The 18,771-nt window shown below is 64.5% G+C and carries 18 protein-coding genes and 1 riboswitch; of the genes, 3 read left to right on the top strand and 15 right to left on the bottom strand.

Going from position 1 to position 18,771, the window contains the following annotated elements:
• Positions 1-3 precede the first annotated feature (3 nt).
• Both ACLFLU_RS03850 and ACLFLU_RS03845 read right to left on the bottom strand, forming a co-directional pair.
• On the bottom strand, positions 4-1,053 hold the full coding sequence (locus ACLFLU_RS03850) for a hypothetical protein (protein ID WP_426411026.1): 1,050 nt from the start codon (positions 1,051-1,053) through the stop codon (positions 4-6).
• Between the two features lie 201 nt (positions 1,054-1,254).
• Positions 1,255-2,391 carry a 2'-deoxycytidine 5'-triphosphate deaminase gene (locus tag ACLFLU_RS03845; RefSeq protein WP_426411025.1) on the bottom strand — a complete coding sequence of 379 codons (1,137 nt, stop codon included), beginning with the start codon at positions 2,389-2,391 and terminating at the stop codon, positions 1,255-1,257.
• A gap of 80 nt (positions 2,392-2,471) precedes the next feature.
• Positions 2,472-2,551, top strand: a riboswitch (SAM riboswitch).
• A 71-nt stretch (positions 2,552-2,622) separates the two neighbouring features.
• Here ACLFLU_RS03845 and ACLFLU_RS03840 point away from each other — a divergent pair.
• Complete coding sequence (locus ACLFLU_RS03840) at positions 2,623-3,819, top strand: O-succinylhomoserine sulfhydrylase (protein ID WP_426411024.1); 1,197 nt, start codon at positions 2,623-2,625, stop codon at positions 3,817-3,819.
• 162 nt (positions 3,820-3,981) lie between these two features.
• On the opposite strand, the gene ACLFLU_RS03835 is transcribed toward ACLFLU_RS03840, so the two are convergent.
• The 3 genes from ACLFLU_RS03835 to ACLFLU_RS03825 are packed head-to-tail and all read right to left on the bottom strand — an operon-like array spanning position 3,982 to position 7,016.
• The gene (locus ACLFLU_RS03835) at positions 3,982-4,953 is read right to left on the bottom strand and encodes an SGNH/GDSL hydrolase family protein (protein ID WP_426411023.1); all 972 of its coding nucleotides are present in this window, start codon (positions 4,951-4,953) and stop codon (positions 3,982-3,984) included.
• A gap of 12 nt (positions 4,954-4,965) precedes the next feature.
• Positions 4,966-5,736, bottom strand: coding sequence for an SGNH/GDSL hydrolase family protein (locus ACLFLU_RS03830; RefSeq protein ID WP_426411022.1), 771 nt, complete (start codon positions 5,734-5,736; stop codon positions 4,966-4,968).
• Positions 5,736-7,016 carry an OpgC domain-containing protein gene (locus ACLFLU_RS03825; RefSeq protein WP_426411021.1) on the bottom strand — a complete coding sequence of 427 codons (1,281 nt, stop codon included), beginning with the start codon at positions 7,014-7,016 and terminating at the stop codon, positions 5,736-5,738. The genes ACLFLU_RS03830 and ACLFLU_RS03825 overlap by 1 nt, the downstream gene beginning before the upstream one ends.
• Positions 7,017-7,196: 180 nt before the next feature.
• Here ACLFLU_RS03825 and apaG point away from each other — a divergent pair, with 180 nt between their 5' ends.
• The gene (apaG, locus tag ACLFLU_RS03820; protein WP_426411020.1) at positions 7,197-7,589 is read left to right on the top strand and encodes a Co2+/Mg2+ efflux protein ApaG; all 393 of its coding nucleotides are present in this window, start codon (positions 7,197-7,199) and stop codon (positions 7,587-7,589) included.
• 22 nt (positions 7,590-7,611) lie between these two features.
• Here apaG and ACLFLU_RS03815 read toward each other — a convergent pair whose 3' ends face one another.
• The 3 genes from ACLFLU_RS03815 to ACLFLU_RS03805 form a co-directional block, all read right to left on the bottom strand.
• Positions 7,612-8,619 (bottom strand): Hsp33 family molecular chaperone, encoded by a 1,008-nt coding sequence (locus ACLFLU_RS03815; protein WP_426411019.1) that lies wholly within the window; start codon positions 8,617-8,619, stop codon positions 7,612-7,614.
• Positions 8,620-8,856: 237 nt separating this feature from the next.
• Positions 8,857-9,780, bottom strand: coding sequence for an ornithine carbamoyltransferase (gene argF, locus ACLFLU_RS03810; protein WP_426411018.1), 924 nt, complete (start codon positions 9,778-9,780; stop codon positions 8,857-8,859).
• Positions 9,780-10,982 (bottom strand): aspartate aminotransferase family protein, encoded by a 1,203-nt coding sequence (locus ACLFLU_RS03805; RefSeq protein WP_426411017.1) that lies wholly within the window; start codon positions 10,980-10,982, stop codon positions 9,780-9,782. Before ACLFLU_RS03805 ends, argF begins: the two co-directional genes overlap by 1 nt.
• Before the next feature lie 453 nt (positions 10,983-11,435).
• On the opposite strand from ACLFLU_RS03805, the gene ACLFLU_RS03800 reads away from it, so the two are divergent.
• Positions 11,436-11,945, top strand: a complete 510-nt coding sequence (locus ACLFLU_RS03800; RefSeq protein ID WP_426411016.1) for a GcrA family cell cycle regulator — start codon at positions 11,436-11,438, stop codon at positions 11,943-11,945.
• Positions 11,946-12,048: 103 nt separating this feature from the next.
• On the opposite strand, the gene phoB is transcribed toward ACLFLU_RS03800, so the two are convergent.
• The 7 genes from phoB to ACLFLU_RS03765 all read right to left on the bottom strand — a co-directional run bounded on the left by phoB (position 12,049) and on the right by ACLFLU_RS03765 (position 18,764).
• On the bottom strand, positions 12,049-12,756 hold the full coding sequence (gene phoB, locus ACLFLU_RS03795; RefSeq protein WP_027533133.1) for a phosphate regulon transcriptional regulator PhoB: 708 nt from the start codon (positions 12,754-12,756) through the stop codon (positions 12,049-12,051).
• Positions 12,757-12,778: 22 nt separating this feature from the next.
• On the bottom strand, positions 12,779-13,495 hold the full coding sequence (phoU, locus tag ACLFLU_RS03790; RefSeq protein WP_212302857.1) for a phosphate signaling complex protein PhoU: 717 nt from the start codon (positions 13,493-13,495) through the stop codon (positions 12,779-12,781).
• Positions 13,496-13,506: 11 nt separating this feature from the next.
• A complete protein-coding gene (gene pstB, locus ACLFLU_RS03785) occupies positions 13,507-14,328 on the bottom strand; it encodes a phosphate ABC transporter ATP-binding protein PstB (RefSeq protein ID WP_426411015.1) in 822 nt (273 codons plus the stop codon).
• The gene (gene pstA / locus ACLFLU_RS03780) at positions 14,325-15,170 is read right to left on the bottom strand and encodes a phosphate ABC transporter permease PstA (protein WP_426411014.1); all 846 of its coding nucleotides are present in this window, start codon (positions 15,168-15,170) and stop codon (positions 14,325-14,327) included. Before pstA ends, pstB begins: the two co-directional genes overlap by 4 nt.
• 4 nt (positions 15,171-15,174) lie before the next feature.
• Positions 15,175-16,164, bottom strand: coding sequence for a phosphate ABC transporter permease subunit PstC (gene pstC, locus ACLFLU_RS03775; RefSeq protein WP_426414211.1), 990 nt, complete (start codon positions 16,162-16,164; stop codon positions 15,175-15,177).
• Between the two features lie 143 nt (positions 16,165-16,307).
• Entirely contained in the window at positions 16,308-17,321 is a 1,014-nt protein-coding gene (pstS, locus tag ACLFLU_RS03770; RefSeq protein WP_426411013.1) for a phosphate ABC transporter substrate-binding protein PstS, read from the bottom strand.
• Positions 17,322-17,465: 144 nt separating this feature from the next.
• Positions 17,466-18,764: an ATP-binding protein gene (locus ACLFLU_RS03765; protein ID WP_426411012.1), complete on the bottom strand. Its 1,299-nt coding sequence runs from the start codon at positions 18,762-18,764 to the stop codon at positions 17,466-17,468.
• Positions 18,765-18,771 lie beyond the last annotated feature (7 nt).

Below are 18,771 nucleotides of genomic sequence, written 5' to 3'. Positions count from 1 at the left end.
GAATTACCCGATCGTCCAGACCAGCGGAGGACGACCGCCTGCGGTCGGGCGCAGGTGAACGCCGATGTGTCGCCCACATCCAGCGGCTAGCCCCTCGAACAGGCCCTCCAGCACTTTCGCGCAAGCGCGGTGATAGTCAGGGACATCGTCCATGAGCTTCCAACTCTGCTGGCGGATCTCGAACGTGCCTTCAGAGCTCGTTGCCTCGGCCGCGTCGTCCTGCGCGGCGAACAGTGCCTTGAGGAATGATGCGAACTCGTTGGCGCCGCCACGGCTCATCGACAGCGCTGCTGCGACTTCATCGAAGTACTGCATGCCGATCAGCTTGCCGGTGAGATGCAGCAGATAGCCGGCATCTTCCGGCCCGAACAGCTGAACCATCACGGGTGCTGCGGTGCGCACATATTCCATCGCGTAGTTACGATAGGCCTTTTCGAGCCGCGGCTTCGGCCAGCTCGACACTGGCAGAGCTGGCGCCGTCTTCGCGTCGAACAGCGGCGCTTCGAGGTGCCGTGCGAAGACCAGGCGCTGGTCGAGCTCGAGCGGATGATCGTATTGATGGTAGTAACCTTCGAGCCCATCCTGGCCGTCGACGCTCTGCTTGGTGCAGACGAAGCCCAGGCGGAGATCGCCGAGCGCGACGCCGTTGTTGGCGTGCCAGCCGCGCAACATCGCGCGGCTGACCTCGCCGGGCACGCCACAGATCGCGGTGCCCTTCCAGATCCAGCGCGGCGGCGGATAACGGATCCAGGCCTTGGTGTCGCTCTCATACATGTATTCGACGTGGACGCCGCCGATCCAGTTAGAGAGGTAGTGATATTGCGCAGCCGCGACCGCCGGCGGCAGACGGCTGAGTCCAAGCTTTTCGAGTCCCGGCAGGAAGCGCTCCTGCTGCTGACGGCGGAACACGCGGAAGACGAATTCGGCCGCATCCGCGGTGCCGCGGCGCGTGACCACGGTGAGGATGAGCCCGGTGAAGTAGGCATGATAGAGATCGGCGACCGCCCGCCAGCGTTTCCATTGCGCGTCCTGCGCGGCGTCAGATGCGGTCATGTTTGCTCCCGGCTTGTTGTTATCGTTGGTGCCGCAACACTCTACCCCGTCGTCCCGGGCAAGCGAAAGCGCAGACCCGGGACCCATAACCACAGGGAGTAGTTTTGCGGGAAGCTCGCAACCACGAGCCTTCGCCAAACTACTCCCTGTGGTTATGGGTCCCGGCCTTCGCCGGGACGACGGCGGAGGACGGAGCTTGCACTACACCCGAAAATGCTTGCTCAGCTTCAGGCCCTGCGCCTGGTAGTTCGAGCCGATGCGCTGGCCGTACATGGCGTCGGGGCGCGCCAGCATCTTTTCGTAGACGAGGCGGCCGACGATCTGGCCGTGCTCGAGGATGAATGGCACTTCGCGCGAGCGCACCTCCAGCACGGCGCGCGCGCCTTGGCCGCCGGCGCCGGCATAGCCGAATCCGGGATCGAAGAATCCGGCATAGTGCACGCGGAACTCGCCGACCAGCGGATCGAACGGCACCATCTCCGCGGCGTAATCGGGCGGCACCTGCACGGCCTCTTTCGAGGCGAGGATATAGAACTCGCCGGGATCGAGGATCAGGCTGCCGTCGGGACGCGCCGAGATCGGCTCCCAGAAATCTTCCACCGCGTAGCCGGAGCGACGATCGACATCGACCACACCGGTGTGACGCTTGGCGCGGTAGCCGACGAAGCCCGTGCCCTTCTCGCCGGAGAGATCGACGGAGACGGCGACGCCGCCGGCCAGATCCGCATCGTCGATGTCGACGAGACGCTCGGACGCATGCAGCGCATCAAGCGCGTCGGCACTGAGGATCGCATCACCGGTGCGGAAGCGTACCTGCGACAGCCGCGAACCTTCGCTGACCAGCACCGGAAACGTCTTCGGGCTGATCTCTGCGTAGAGCGGGCCGTGATAGCCGGCGCCGATCATGTCGAAACGACGCGTGCCATCGGCGATCACACGGGTGAAGACGTCGAGCCGGCCGGTCGAGCTTTTGGGGTTCGCGGCCGCGACGATCTCCGGCGGCAGCGCCAGGCTCTCCAGCAGCGGCACGATGTAGACGCAGTTGGTCTCGAGCACCGCGCCGTCGGCGAGGCTGAACTCGTGCAGCTTCAACTGGTCGATGCGCTCGGCGACGGTGGCACCGGGGCCGGGCAGGAAGCTCGCACGCACGCGATAGGCGACGTCACCGAGGCGCAAATCGAGGCTCGCCGGCTGGATCTGGCTTTCGACGAAATCGTAGGCAGGCAGGATGAGGCCCGCGTCCGCCATCGCCGCGATCATGCGGTCGGGCAGGATACCATTGGCGTCGGCGGCAACCGTGAACGTCAACCGGGGGTCCTCATCGGGGGTCAAATACATCCGGACATGCGGGAAATACTAGCCTTTTACGGCTATCCGATGGACGCCTTGACGAAAAGGGCATTGCGGAATATGAGCATCACTTATCCCGTGGTGATTTGAGCCGGCCGGCTTGCAGCCACGTTAAATAAGTCGCTAAACAGGCCGGGGACCTCTGTGATCCCGGCCCGTGGAAATTATCCAGGCCGGTTTTTTTGTGACCATTTTCGATGGTCACGCAGAGGAGAGCCTATGTCGAAGTCCCCGGCGTCCACCACGCAATACCGTCCAGAAACCCGCCTGGTCCATTCCGGCACTCTGCGCTCGCAATATGGCGAGACGTCGGAGGCGCTGTTCCTGACCCAGGGCTATGTCTACAACAGCGCCGAGGAGTGCGAGGCGCGGTTCAAGGGCGAGGACCCCGGCTTCATCTACTCGCGCTACTCGAACCCGACGATCGCGATGTTCGAGCGCCGCATGATCGAGCTCGAGGGCGCAGAGGCCGCGCGTTCGGCGGCAACAGGCATGGCGGCGGTGACGACTGCGATCCTGGCGCCGCTCAAGGCCGGCGATCACGTCGTCGCGTCGCGCGCGCTGTTCGGCTCGTGCCTCTACGTCATTCAGGACCTGCTGCCGCGCTACGGCATCGAGACCACGCTGGTCGACGGAGCCGATCTCGACCAGTGGCAGCGTGCGCTGAAGCCGAACACCAAGACGTTCTTCCTGGAGAGCCCGACCAATCCGACGCTCGACGTGCTCGACATTCCCGCGATTGCCGAGATCGCGCACAGCGGCGGCGCGCGGCTCGTCGTCGACAACGTGTTCGCCACGCCGATCTGGCAGAGCCCGCTCGCGCTCGGCGCCGATGTCGTCGTCTACTCCGCGACCAAGCACATCGACGGCCAGGGCCGTTGTCTCGGCGGCATCATCCTGTCCTCGGAAGCCTTCATCGCCGAGCACATCCACAATTTCATGCGCCAGACCGGCCCGTCGATCTCGCCGTTCAACGCCTGGGTCCTGCTCAAGGGCCTGGAGACGCTCGGCGTGCGCGTGCGCGCGCAGACCGACACTGCGGCGCGTATCGCCGACGTGCTGGCGAGCCATCCCAAGATTGCACGGCTGGTCTATCCCGGCCGCGCCGATCATCCGCAGGCGGCGCTGGTGAAAAAGCAGATGCGCGGCGGTTCGACGCTGGTCGGCTTCGAGGTCAAGGGCGGCAAGGCGGCTGCCTTCCGCGTGCTCAACGAACTCAAGCTTGCAAAGATCTCGAACAATCTCGGCGACGCCAAGAGCCTCGTCACCCATCCGGCGACGACGACGCATCAGCGGCTGAAGCCGGAAGTGCGCGCCGAGCTCGGGATCGGCGAAGGCTTTATCCGCTTCTCGGCCGGGCTCGAGCATGCGGATGATCTGATCGAGGATCTGACGGCGGCGCTGGAGAAGGCGTGAGGTTATTGTCGTCCCGGCGAAGGCCGGGACCCATAGCCACAGGGCGCAATTTGGCGAAGGATGGTAGTAGACGATCACGCGGCGGTATGAACGCCGCGCGCCATCGATAGATCACGCGGTAGATCACGCGGTATGGGTCCCGGCCTTCGCCGGGACGACAATTCACATCGGCCGGTACGTCCGCACGTCCGCGGGCACGTTGACGCCGAGCTTGATCTGTCCCACCGAGCGGATGATGTCGTCGCCGAGCAGCTGGGCGAAGCAGGCATAGCCCCAATCGTTCATGTGCAGGCCGTCGGCGATGACAAAGCTCTCGACCGGGAGCGCCTGCTTCTCGTGCCATTCGCGCATCACCTCGAAGCGCGGGAAGATGCCGACGTGACGGAGCTCGGCGACCTTGCCGAGCAGCTTCACCATCTTGCTTGCGCTTTCGGGACGCTCGGTGACGCGCGGTGAATATTGCGGGTCGACCAGGACGACGTCGGCATCGCCGGCGGCCTGGATGCGGGTGATGCCGTCCTCGACCATCTTGGCGGTATCGCCGGGATCGAGATTACGCAGCACGGCATTGGTGCCGACCTGCCAGATCACGAGATCCGGATGCACGTCGATCACCTCCTTCTGGAGGCGCTTCATCATCTCGGGCGCATCCTCGCCGCCGATTCCGGCATTGATGACGGTGATGTCGGCGGTCGGATATTGCCGGCGCAGCTGCGCGGCAAGACGGTTCGGATAGTTGAAGTCGGGCGAGCTTGCGCCATAGCCCGCGGTCGACGACGAGCCGAACGCGACGATCACGACAGGCTTGCCGGCGGCGAACTTGTTCGCGACATGCGGCAGCGAGCCCATCGTCTTCGAGATGCCCTTCGGCGCGAGACACGGCACGCGGCTGAAAATGTCACCGGCGGATTTCGCGACCTGCTTCACCTTGTCGATGGCGCGCGAGGTAAGCCCGCGCTGATCGGCGGGCGACGTCGCGGCGACGGTCGTCTGAGACGGCGATGCCGGCGCGGGCGTCGCCTGGGCGGCTTGAGCGTGAGCAGGTGCCCGCAACACGGGCGTCAGCATCAGCAGCGCCGCCGCTGCGGGCGCGGCCAGCCAAGTCGACAGGCCAAAAGGGCGGAGAGAACTCATTAACGCTAGACCTCAATTTTGCTGCTGGGCCGGGCCCAGATGGGCAGCGTCGATCACAAACTGTGCCAACGCCCGGCCGATGCAATCATGGACCTGCTTCGCGAGCTCAGGGCCGCGGGAGGGGCTGAACAGGTCGAACTGACCCTGGTCATTCCACTGCCGCATCATCGCGAAACGGTCGAACAGCGGGACATCATGCTCCTGCGCCACCACCCGCATATTATCGAGATAAGGCGGCGCCGAGATCATGGTTTCGGTACGCGGGCTGTACTGCAAATTCATCAAGACGACGTCAGCCCCTGCATTTTGCAACGCAGTGACCCCTTCGGTCACGGCGCCGCGGAAATCGTCGGGATCGATGGACCGGATAGCATCCACGGTCCCGGTCTGCCAGATGACCAAAGTAGGTGTTTTTGCTTCCATCAGCTTAACGAAGGTTCCGGCGGCCTCCTCCGCAGTCTTCTTGCTCTGTATTTCTACGGATACGTGCACGGTCTCCGCAGGCGGCAGCTTGTCCTTCAAAATGGCCTGCATGCGCGCCGGATAGGAGCTGTCCTCCGAAGATGGAATGGTGGTGGAGCGGCTGCCGATCACCAGGATCTCGAGCGGCTTGCCGGCCTTGACGGTCTCAGCGACCTTGTGGAGCTGGCTGTCGGTGGCGAGCAGATAGGGCGGTAATTCGCAGGCTGCGGGCGCAGGAGGCACAGCTTCGCCCGCGCGCGCCGAAGGCGCGGCGAGGCACCCGCATAACAGGACCAGGCTCAGGAGAACCTTCGCCTTCATCAGCCCCCTCCCGCCATATCGGCGTTGCCGACGGCGTTTTTGGTTTTCGCACCGCTCTTGTCAGCGACGCGCTTGTACCACGAAATCACCCAGGCAACCGCCCACATGATCAGGATTCCGGAGAGACTAATCAGCGCATGCATGCCCGGTCCACCGGAGACCTCGGCCAGGATGAAATGGCCGGCAAAGGCCAGGAAGACGCCGAGGCAGAAGATCTCAAGCGAATGCTGGCCGCACAGGATCAGCGGCCGCAACCACGGCGATGTCAGGCCCGGCCACTCCCGCGGCAGGAATCGCACGATGAGCGCGGCGAGCGCCAGGAAATGCGTGAAGCGCAGCACGTCGAGGTCGGTCTTGTCGATCGGATACATCCACTGCTCGAGCCGCTTCGGCATAAGATGGCCAAGCTGCGGCACGTACCAGGTCAACGTCACGTAGAACGCCGCGACGAGATAGGCGATCGATATCCACATCGTTATCGGTGACGCCAGAATGCGCGACATGCGTCGTGCACCTCCGAGCGCGCACCATGCCCCGAACACGAACAGCAGCTGCCAGGCCAGCGGATTGAACGCCCAGAAGCCGTTCGGATAGGCCGAGAAGTAGAGGTCGAATTCCCAGGTCGCCGCGTAGAGCAGCGCCGAGAGCGCGAGCGTCACGTCGGGCCGCCACTTCATCGACCACAGGATCAGCGGCAGCGCCAGCATCAAGACGATATACAGCGGCAGCACGTCCATGTTGACCGGACGGAAGCGCAACAGCAGCGCCTGCACGATGGTGACATCGGGCTGCTTGAGGAAATCCATGATCCCCATCTCTTCGGTGTAGAGCGGGTTCTCGAAGCTGGTTGCGACGTAGGATATCTCGGCGAGGAAGATCGTGAACAGGAAGACGTGGGCGACATAGATCTGCCAGACCCGGCGCAGGATGCGCGCGGTGGCGATGACGAAGCCGCTCTCCAGCATCGCGCGGCCATAGACGAAGGCGGCGGTGTAGCCGGAGATGAAGATGAAGATCTCGGTGGCGTCGCTGAAGCCGTAATTGCGGATCGTGAACCAGGTCAGCAAATTCGGCGGCAGATGGTCGATGAAGATCAGCCATAGCGCGAGGCCCCGAAACAGGTCGAGCCTGAGCTCGCGCTCGCCGATGGCGGGCAGCGTGATCGCCGGCGCGCGCGGCTCCGCGGTCACGGGTTTGGCTTCCACGGGCTTGACGTCCGCAGGCTTGGCACCCGCGGTTCCCGCGATCGTCGATCCCGTCACTTGATCGGCAATGGTCATCGGGGCCCAAAAACCCTTCCGCAAATCGCGACGTTTGAGGAGTGTACCGGTCCAGTCATCGCCTCGCAAAGCGGCCGGATCACATTGGGGTCTACTTCTTCGTGAATTCTGGCGGGACGATGTCGCGAAAGCCGCCTGCGGCGTTTGGTTCCCGGCCGGGTTTTCGTTATGATGGCAATCATGTACCGCGCCGTGACCCGCCAGATCGAAGTGACCGTCGAGCCGAACTTTGTTCCGGAGCAGTCGTCGGCCGACCGCTCGCGCTATTTCTGGTCCTACACCATCGTCATCACCAATTCCGGCGAAGAGACCGTGCAGCTCAAGACGCGGCACTGGATCATCACCGACGCCTCCGGCCGGCAGCAGGAGGTCAAGGGCGAAGGCGTGGTCGGCGAGCAGCCGACGCTCGCCCCCGGCGAGCGCTTCGAATACACCTCCGGCGTGCCGCTCTCGACCGCCTCCGGCTTCATGACCGGCCGCTACCAGATGGTCAGCGAAAGCGGCGAACGTTTCGAGATCGACGTGCCGACGTTTTCGCTGGATAGCCCGGACAACAAGCGGGTGTTGAATTAGAGGCGGGCGACGGTGCCGACGCCTACGCGTCCTCGACGCCCGCTTCATCCGGCGTGAACTCGTACACCGAGCTGCAGAACTCACACGTCACCACGACCTTGTCGTCCTTGACCATGGCGGCGCGGTCGTCAGGCGAAAAGCTCTTCAGCATGGCGCCGACCGCGTCGCGCGAGCAGGAGCATTGTGCTTTCAACACCAACGGATTGAACACGCGCACGCCGCGTTCGTGGAAGAGGCGATAGAGCAGCCGCTCGCCGGAGAGATCGGGATCGATCAGCTCGACGTCCTCGACGGTTTCGATCAGCGAGCGCGCCTCGACCCAGGCATCGTCTTCAGCGATGCTGTGCACCTTGGCGCCTTCGGGCGCATCGCCGGGGTGCAGATCGGCCTGACGCGCGCGCTCCGGCGCCTTCGGCAGAAACTGCATCAGCATGCCGCCGGCGCGCCAGCGATGCTTGCCGCCGTCGCTCGAGCGCCACTCCTCGCCGACCGCGAGGCGCACGCGCGTCGGGATCTGCTCGGAGCGCAGGAAATATTCGTGGGCGGCATCTTCCAGGCTGCCGCCGTCGAGCGCGACCAGACCCTGGTAGCGGCTCATATCGGGCCCCTGGTCGATGGTCATGGCGAGATGGCCGCGGCCGAGCAGCGTGCCGGAATCCCTGGTGCCACCGAGGCGCTCGGCGTCAAAGCGTGCATAGGCGCGCAGGCGATCCGGCGCCTGATAGTCAACCACCAGAAACGACACCGGCCCGTCGGTCTGTGCCTGCAGGATGAATCGGCCCTCGAATTTCAGCGCCGAGCCGAGCAGCGTCGTCAGCACGATGGCCTCACCGAGCAGCTTGCCGACGGGCGCGGGATAATCGTGCTTGGTCAGGATCTCGTCGAGCGCGGGGCCGAGCCGAACCAGCCGCCCGCGCACATCGAGCGCGTCGACCTCGTAGGGCAGCACGGCGTCATCGATCGGAACCGCGGATGGCGCGCGAACCGGGCCCTCTGGCCCGGTTTTCATGTCAGGGGATTGGGAAACCATGGCGCTTTATCTGGGGTCGGAGGGTGAAAATGGAAGGGGGCGCAGGGGCGCATCCGGAATGCAGAATGGATCGTACGCACGCACGACAAACTCAGTGTCGTCCCGGCGAAAGCCAGAACCCATAACCCCAGGGAGGAGTTGTGGCGCGAGATCGCAATTGCCGATCTTCGCCAAACTACGGTTGGGTGGTAATGGGTCCTGGCTTTCGCCAGGACGACGATTAACACCACGCGTGCCTTACTTCACCGCGTCAAAACACCAGGCCAAAATGCCCTTCTGCGCATGCAGGCGGTTTTCGGCCTCGTCGAACACGACCGATTGCGGACCGTCGATCACCTCGTCGGTGACCTCCTCGCCGCGATGGGCGGGCAGACAGTGCATGAACAGCGCGTCGGGCTTGGCCAGCGACATCAGCTTCGAATTGACCTGGTAGGGCTTGAGCACGTTGTGGCGGTGCTCGCCTTCCTTGTCGCCCATCGACACCCAGGTGTCGGTGACGACGCAATCGGCACCCTTCACGGCGGCCTCGGGATCGGTGCCGAGCACGATCGGCGCACCGGTGGCCTTGATGAAATCGCGCATCACCTTCTTCGGGGCGAGCTCCGGCGGGGTTGCGACATTGAGCTTGAATTTGAAGCGCTCGGCGGCATGAGCCCAGGACGCCAGCACATTGTTGTCGTCGCCGGTCCAGGCCACGGTGCGACCTTCGATCGGGCCGCGATGCTCTTCATAGGTCAGGAGGTCGGCCATCACCTGGCAGGGATGCGAGCGCCGCGTCAGGCCGTTGATCACGGGCACGGTCGCGTTCGCCGCGAGCTCCAGCAGGGCCTCATGATTGAGGATGCGGATCATGATGGCGTCGACATAGCGCGACAGCACACGCGCGGTATCGGCAATGGTCTCGCCGCGGCCGAGCTGCATCTCGGCACCGGTGAGCATGATCGGCTCGCCGCCGAGCTGGCGCATGGCGACATCGAACGAGACGCGCGTGCGGGTCGACGGGCGCTCGAAGATCATCGCCAGCGTCTTGCCTTCGAGCGGCTTGACCGGCTGATGCGCCTTCTGCTTCGCCTTCATGGCGGAGGAGGCCGAGAGCATGCTCTTGAGCTCCGACAGCGGCAGCTCGTTGATATCCAGGAAGTGCTTTGGCGTCTTGCTCATCAGCTTGCCGCCCGCTTGTTGCCGGACAGCGCAGTGCAGGCGCGTTCGAGCCGTCCGACGCTGTCCTCGATCTCGGCTTCGGTGACGATCAAGGGCGGCAGGAAGCGCACGACATTGTCGCCGGCGCCCACGGTGAGCAGTTTTTCGTTGCGAAGCGCTGCGACCAGGTCACCGGAGGGCACCACGGCCTTGATGCCGATCAGAAGCCCCTCGCCGCGAACTTCGCTGACGATATCGGGATGACGGTCGATCACGGAAGCGAGCTTCTGCTTGAGCAGCAGCGACATCCTCTGGACGTGGTCGAAGAAGCCGGGCTTGAGCATGACGTCGAGCACGGCATTCGCAGCCGAGATCGCCAGCGGATTGCCGCCGAAGGTCGAGCCGTGCGAGCCGGGCCCCATGCCGGAAGCCGCGTCCGCGGTCGCGAGCACCGCACCGATCGGGAAGCCGCCGCCGAGCGCTTTCGCCAGCGACATCACGTCAGGCGTGACGCCGGTGCGCCGATGGGCGAAGAGATCGCCGGTGCGGCCCATGCCGGTCTGCACCTCGTCGAAGGCGAGCAGCAGGCCCTTCTCATCGCAGAGCTGGCGCAATGCCTTGAGGAAGCCGGGAGGCGCCGAACGCACGCCGCCCTCGCCCTGGATCGGCTCGATCAGGATGCCGGCGGTCTGCGGACCGATCGCTTTCTTCACGGCCTCGATGTCGCCATGCGGGATCTGGTCGAAACCGTCCATCGGCGGACCGAAACCTTCGAGATATTTTGCGGAGCCGGTCGCCGCCAGCGTCGCCAGCGTGCGGCCGTGGAAGGCGCCCTCGAAGGTGATGATGCGGTAGCGCTCCGGATGCCCCTTGGAGAAGTGATGATGGCGGACCAGCTTGATCACACCCTCCAGCGCCTCGGCGCCGGAATTACAGAAGAACACGAAGTCCGCAAAGCTCTCGTTGCAGAGGCGCGCGGCGAGCTTCTCGCCGTCCGGGCTCTGGAACAGGTTCGACATGTGCCAGAGTTTTGTGGCCTGCTCCTGCAGCGCCTTGACCAGCGCGGGATGGGCATGGCCGAGCGCATTGACCGCCACGCCCGAGGTGAAATCGAGATAGCGATCGCCATTGGTTGCGATGAGCCAGACGCCTTCGCCGCGCTCGAAGCCGATGTCGGCCCTGGCGAAAACGGGGAGCAAATGCGGCGCTGCGCTGTTGGTCATGATGGTCTCTTTGGATGTTTCGGACGGCCTGAACGTGCGTTGCGCAGCGCATCATTGGTCCGGAAAACGAAACGTGCCGCCTTTTAAGGGCGGCACGCGTCACCATCTTATGCCTGGCACCACGGGTGTCAATGCCGCCCGGAAAGCCTCGCGAAACTCTGATTCCGTAGTCTTGCGGTGCCAGATTTGCGGGTTTTTGGCCACGGAACATGTGGAAGCGAGTCGGCGGACTCTTGCGCGTGAGTCACGCCATATTGTAGCGTTTGGCTTGTCAGATACGACATCTCGTGCAGCGGTTCTGATCCCAAAAGTCCTCATGTACCGGCGTAAACGTTCGGGCGTCTCACTGCGCCCGGCGAGCCTTAAGGGATTCCGGCGGCACGGGTTTTTCGAGGCTTAGGCATTCGTTGTGCGAACCCAGGATGGCGGGCGCGCGGCGAAGGAAAGGTTACAATGACGGTTTTGACCTGGTCCGACGATCGCGTCGAGCAGTTAAAAAAGCTCTGGGAGGCCGGACTTTCGGCCAGCCAGATCGCCGCTGAGCTTGGGAATGTCACCCGCAACGCCGTGATCGGCAAGGTGCACAGGCTCGGCCTGTCGGGCCGCGCCAAGAGCCCGTCTTCGGCAGCTCCGCGGCCGCGCAAGGCGCGTCCCGCGCAGCACATGATGCGGGTGAGCAGGCCCATTGCACGCGGCAATACCGCGCTGGCGCAGGCCTTCGAGGTCGAGGTCGAGGCTGAACCGGTCACCTACGACAACGTGGTGCCGATGAGCCAGCGCCTGTCGCTGCTCGAACTGAACGAGGCGACCTGCCACTGGCCGGTTGGCGATCCCTCGAGCGCGGATTTCTTCTTCTGCGGCGGCAAGGCGCTCTCCGGCCTGCCCTATTGCGCCCAGCACTCGCGGGTGGCGTATCAGCCGGCAGCGGATCGCAGGCGGGCGCCGGCGAAGCCGCCGCGGTAAGCTCAGCTTCAAGCAACCTTGTCCCGGCACAAGGCCGGGACGGTAGGGGGAATAGAAAAGCGCGCCATTCGGCGCGCTTTTACTTTGCTTGCTGGCAAGAGCCTTAGGCCTGCTCGGCCTTCGCAAAGCGATCGTCGAGCGCATAGCCGGCGCCGCGGACGGTGCGGATCGGGTCCTGCTCGCGGCCGAGATTGAGCAGCTTGCGCAGGCGGCCGATATGCACGTCGACGGTGCGCTCGTCGATATAGATGTCGCGGCCCCAGACGCTGTCGAGCAGCTGCTCGCGCGAGAACACGCGGCCGGGATGCTCCAGGAAAAACTCGAGCAGCCGATATTCGGTCGGGCCGAGATCGATCGGCCGGCCCGAGCGCGCCACGCGGCGCTTCTCGCGGTCGAGCTCGATGTCGCCAAAAGCGAGCACCGTGGCGAGCCGTTCGGGGCTTGCGCGCCGCAGCAGGCCCTTCACGCGGGCCAGCAGCTCGGGCACCGAGAACGGCTTGACGATGTAATCGTCGGCGCCGGTCGCAAGACCCCTTACCCGCTCGCTCTCCTCGCCGCGCGCGGTGAGCATGATGATCGGCAGCTGCTTGGTGTCGGACCGCGCCCGCAGCCGGCGGCACAGCTCGATGCCGGATAGGCCCGGCAGCATCCAGTCGAGCACGATCAGATCGGGGATGTGCTCCTTGAGACGGGTGTCGGCATCGTCGCCGCGCATCACCGTCTCGACGTCATAGCCGTCGCCCTCGAGGTTGTAGCGAAGCAGCTCGGTCAGAGCTTCCTCGTCTTCAACCACCATAATGCGTGCGCCCATGGGGTCGTCGCTCCTTAAGGATTCAAGTATTGGGGACCGTCGTGGCGAAGGTCGTCATGTCGCCCTTCGGTCGCTTGTCGGTGATGGCCTGGCCTTCGATCATGTAGAACACGGTCTCGGCGATGTTGGTGGCGTGGTCGCCGATCCGCTCGATGTTCTTGGCGCAGAACATCAGATGGATGCAGAACGAGATGTTGCGCGGATCCTCCATCATGTAGGTGAGGAGCTCGCGGAACAGTGAGGTGCAGATGGCGTCGACTTCCTCATCGCCTTTCCATACCGCCATCGCCGCCGGCAGATCGTGCGCGGCATAGGCGTCCAGCACCGACTTGACCTGCTGCTGCACGAGGTCGGTCATGTGCTCGAGGCCGCGGAACAGTTTGAGCGGATGGAAATCCGTCTCCAGCGCCGCGACGCGCTTGCCCATGTTCTTGGCGAGGTCGCCGATCCTCTCGAGATCGGTGGCGACGCGCATAGCGCCAACGATCTCGCGCAGATCCACCGCCATCGGCTGGCGGCGAGCGATGGTGAGCACGGCGCGCTCCTCTATCTTCTTCTGGAGCGTATCGAGCTCGGCGTCGATGGTCACAACGCGCTGGCCGAGCGCGACGTCGCGGCGGATCAGCGCGTCGACGGAATCGACGATCATGCGCTCGGCGATGCCGCCCATCTCGGCGACCAGGCGCGTGAGCTCCTGGAGGTCGGTGTCGAAGGCCTTTGCGGTATGTTCAGAACCCATGTGCCGTCTCCTCAGCCGAACCGGCCGGTGATGTAATCCTGCGTGCGCCGGTCGGTCGGCGACGTGAAGATCTTGCTGGTGTCGTCGAACTCGATCAGCTCGCCGAGATACATGAAGGCGGTCTTGTCAGAAACGCGCGCTGCCTGCTGCATGTTATGGGTCACGATCGCGATCGTGTAGTTCTCGGACAGCTCCTGGATCAGCTCCTCGACCTTGGCGGTCGAGATCGGGTCGAGCGCCGAGCAGGGCTCGTCGAACAGGATCACCTCGGGCCGCACCGCGACGGTGCGGGCGATGCAGAGGCGCTGCTGCTGGCCACCGGAGAGCGACAGGCCGGAGGCATTGAGCTTGTCCTTGACCTCGTTCCACAGCGCGCCGCCGCGCAGCGCCTTCTCGACACGGTCGTCCATCTCGGACTTCGAGATCTTCTCATAGAGACGAATGCCGAAGGCGATGTTCTCGTAGATCGTCATCGGGAACGGCGTCGGCTTCTGGAACACCATGCCGACGCGGGCGCGCAGCAGATTGAGGTCGAGCTTGGGGTCGAGGATGTTGGTCTGGTCGAGCATCAGCTGACCGGTAGCGCGCTGGCCCGGATAGAGGTCGTACATCCGGTTGAAGATGCGCAGCAGGGTCGACTTGCCGCAGCCGGACGGGCCGATGAACGCCGTGACACGGTTGGTGCCGAGCGCCAGATTGATGTTCTTCAGCGCGTGGTGCTCGCCGTAATAGAAGTTGAGGTTGCGTACCGTCACCTTGGCGGGCGCTTCGGGCAGCACCGGCGACTGGGGCAGGCCGCCCGCTGCGCTCATCGATACGGAAAGATCACTCATTTTGCGGTCCTCTCGGCGCCAAGAATGCGCGCGCCAATATTCAGAGCAAGAACGGTCAGGGTGATGAGCAGCGCGCCGCTCCAGGCGAGCTGCTTCCAATAGGCGTAAGGACTCTGGACGAAGTTGTTGATGGTGACCGGCAGGTTCGCCATCGTCTTGGTCAGGCCGAGGCTGAAGAACTGGTTCGACAGCGCGGTGAAGAGCAGCGGCGCGGTCTCGCCGGCGACGCGGGCGGTCGCGAGCAGCACGCCGGTGATGAGGCCCGAGCGGGCGGCGCGATAAGCGATCCGCTTGATCACCAGCGAGCGCGGCAGGCCGAGGGCGGAAGCCGCCTCACGCAGTGCGTTCGGCACCAGCAGCAGCATGTCCTCGGTCGTGCGCAGCACCACCGGGATCACGATGACGGCAAGCGCGAGCGAGCCTGCGATCGCCGAAAAGCCGCGCATCGGCACCACCACCGCGCCGTAGATGAACAGGCCGATGATGATCGAGGGCGCCGACAGCAGGATGTCGTTGATGAAGCGGATCACCGAGGTCAGCTTGTCGTTGCGACCGTACTCGGCGAGATAGGTGCCGGCGAACAGGCCGAGCGGCGCGCCGATGCCAACGCCGATCACGGTCATGATGACCGAACCGATGATCGCGTTGCGCAGGCCGCCTTCAGTCGAGCCCGGAGGCGGAGTGTCCGCGACGAATATCTCAAGATTCAGGCCCGCCAACCCGTTGTAGAGCAGCGTGATCAGGATCAGAGCGAGCCAGGTCACGCCGAAGGCGGCGGCGGCCATGCAGAGCCCGCGGACGACGATGTCCTTGCGGCGGCGGCGTGAATAGATCGGGTTCATGGCGTCAGTTCCCCGCCTTCTTTTCCAGCCGCATCAGCATCAGCCGCGCCGCGGCGAGCACGAAGAACGTCAGCACGAACAGCAGCAGGCCGAGCAGGATCAGGCCGGACTGGTGCAGACCGTCGCTTTCGGCGAATTCGGATGCGATCGCGGCCGAAATCGTGGTGCCGGGGGCGAAGATCGACCCCGAGATGCGGAACGAGTTGCCGATGATGAAGGTCACCGCCATGGTCTCGCCGAGCGCGCGTCCGAGCGCCAGCATGACGCCGCCGATGACGCCGACGCGGGTGTAGGGGATCACCACGCTGCGGACGACCTCCCAGGTGGTGCAGCCGACGCCGTAGGCGGCTTCCTTCAGCACCGGCGGCACCGTCTTGAACACGTCGACCGAGATCGAGGTGATGAAGGGCAGCACCATGATCGCGAGGATCAGCGCGGCATTGAACAGGCTGAGATAGGACGGGGGACCTGCGAAGATCGCGCCCAGCACCGGAACGCCGTCAAAGATCTTGATCATGAAGGGCTGGAACGTGTTGGCCAGGAACGGACCCAGCACGAAGAAGCCCCACATGCCGTAGATGATCGAGGGAATACCGGCGAGCAGCTCGATCGCCATGCCGATCGGGCGGCGCAGCCATTGCGGGCAGAGCTCGGTCAGAAAGATGGCAATGCCCAGACCAACCGGAATGGCGATCAGCATCGCGATGAAAGAGGTGACGAGCGTGCCGTACATCGGTCCGAGCGCGCCGAGCACCGGCGGATCCGCCGACGGCGCCCAGCGCTGCGTCCACAGGAACGCGAAGCCGTATTCCTTCATCGCCGGGAAGGCGCCGACGATCAGCGACAGGATGATGCCACCGAGGATGAGGAGCACCGAGATCGCGCTGAGCCGCGTGATCCAGTAGAAGGTGACGTCGCCGAGCTTGAATGCGCTCAAGGCCTTGGCGCGGTCATACGGTCCGGCGTCGTCGACGATATCGCTCTGAACGGCCATCTCTGCCACGCCGATCCCCTGTACCAAATTATATACGCTTGTTGTCGGTCCGGCGCCCCGGATGCAGCGCGACGCTGATCCGGGGTCGAAATCGTGTGGGTCGCGGCGCGCCCTGGAAGGCCGCGCCGCGCTTGGAGAAGAGCTTAGCTCTTGATCTCGGCAGCCCAGGTCTTCTCGATCAGGGTCACGACGCTCTCGGGCATCGGGATGTAGTCGAGCTCTTCAGCCGCCTTGCCGCCGTTCTTGAAGGCCCAGCGGAAGAACTTGATGGCTTCCTGCGAGGCCGCCTTGTCGGTGGCTTCCTTGTGCATGAGGATGAAGGTCGCCGCCGTGATCGGCCAGGACTTGTCGCCGGGCTGGTCGGTCAGGATGACGTAGTAGCCGGGAGCCTTGGCCCAGTCGGCGTTGGAAGCGGCCGCCTGGAAGGCTTCGACCGTCGGCTGCACCGGCTTGCCAGCCTTGTTGATCAGGCCGGTGTAGGTCAGCTTGTTCTGCTTGGCATAGGCGTACTCGACATAGCCGATCGAGTTCTTGGTCTGGCTGATGTTGCCCGACACGCCTTCGTTGCCCTTGGCGCCGACGCCAACCGGCCACTCGACGGCGGTGCCCTCACCGACCTTGCTCTTCCAGTCGGCGCTGGCCTTGGAGAGGTAGTTGGTGAAGTTGAAGGTGGTGCCCGAACCGTCGGAACGGCGGACCACGGTGATCGCGTCCGACGGCAGCTTCACGTTCGGATTGAGCTTCTTGATCGCGGCGTCGTCCCACTTGGTGATCTTGCCGAGATAGATGTTGGCGAGCGTCTCGCCGTCGAACACCAGCTCACCGGCCTTGACGCCCTCGAGGTTGACGACGGGAACGATGGCGCCCATCACCATCGGCCACTGCGCAAGGCCGTCCTTCTCGAGCTGCTCGGCCTTGAGCGGCGCGTCGCTGGCGCCGAATGTCACGGTCTTGGCCTGGATCTGCTTGATGCCGCCGCCGGAACCGATCGACTGGTAGTTGAGGCCGTTGCCGGTCTCCTTTTTGTAGGCGTCAGCCCACTTCGAATAGATCGGGAACGGGAAGGTCGCGCCTGCACCCGTGATGTCGGCAGCGAAAGCCGCCGTCGTCGTTGCGGCGACCAAGCCGGCAGCGACGATCGTCTTGATGAAATTCATGCTGGTCTCCATACAGGGGAACGAAGCGCCATCAGCGCCCGATCGCGCTCCCCGCGCCGCCCCTTTAGGAGCGGTCGGCTGTGCTTTTACGAAGGTTTCGTGACAGTCGGATGACGTCTTCAAGCGATTGAAATCGCTTGAGTTTCAGTTCGAAGCCGGAGTCTTGGCCTGGGGAAAACAGGCGGTGAAAGTGGCGCCCTGCTTAGGGACACTTTCGATCAGAAGACGGCCGCGGTGACGGTTAAGAATATGTTTCACCAACGATAAACCAAGTCCGGTCCCGCCCTGGGAACGGCTGTCGCCGACGTCGACCCGGTAGAACCGCTCGGTCAGGCGCGGCAGATGCTCGGGCGCGATGCCGGGGCCGAAATCGCGCACCATGACCCGGATTTCCTGAGTTCCATCGGTGGCCGGGGTCGCCGTCAACGACACGATGACGCGTCCGCCGGAAGCGCCGTATTTGAGCGCATTCTCGATCAGGTTCTCGAACAGGCGCAGCAGCTCCTCGCGGTCGCCTGCGATCATGACAGGCGCTTCCGGCAGATGGGTCTCGACCTCGACCTGGCGTTCCCGCGCCAGCGGCTCGAGCCCGTCGGCGACCTGGAAGATGATCGGCAGCAGATCGACCAGCGTGTCCGGCCGCACATGGGCCGACAGTTCCACCCGCGATAGCGACAGCAAATCATCGATCAGGCGCGCCATGCGGGTGGCCTGGTTGTGCATGATGCCGAGGAAGCGCTCGCGCGCCTTGGGATCGTCCTTGGCCTGGCCCTGGAGCGTATCGATGAAGCCGGAGAGCGCAGCCAGTGGCGTGCGCAATTCATGGCTGGCATTGGCGACGAAGTCGGCGCGCATCTCCTCGACCCGGCGCAGCGGCGTCTGGTCGTGGAAGGTCATCAGCATGCATTTGTCGGCGCCGCCGAAAGTGGTCGGCACCGGCACCGGGGTGATGATCAGCTCCATCCAGCGATCGACCGGCACATGGTCGAGGTAGGTCGCGCGACGCGGCTCGGTGGTCGCAATGGACTCGCGCAGCGCCATGATGATCTCCGGCGAGCGCAGCGCGAATTGGGCGAGCTCGTTCTTGCGCAGCGCCGGCGCAAGCTGGGCCGCGGCGGCATTGAGGTGGATGACGCGGCCGGCGCGATCGAGCAGCACCGCGGGGTCCGGCATGCCGGCGACGACCGCGGCCACCGCCGCGCTTTCGACCGGATTAACGCGGCGGGTGTCCTCGCGCGAGGCAGCGGTATCATGCAGCCGCCAGGGGATCAGGGCGGCGGCCGCGATGCACAGGAACACCGTCACCGCCCGCACCACCGACAATTCGCCGAGCGAGACCACGACCGACAGCGCCAGCGCGGCAGCGATCAGGATGACGGTCGAGTGCCGCAGCCGGTCGGACCAGGGCTGCACAGTGGGAGACGAGGGAGCGTCGATCGCCATCGGGGCG

This window comes from Bradyrhizobium ganzhouense (genome assembly GCF_049949285.1).
Lineage (GTDB): Bacteria > Pseudomonadota > Alphaproteobacteria > Rhizobiales > Xanthobacteraceae > Bradyrhizobium > Bradyrhizobium ganzhouense.
This window is presented reverse-complemented; position numbering and strand designations above follow the sequence as displayed.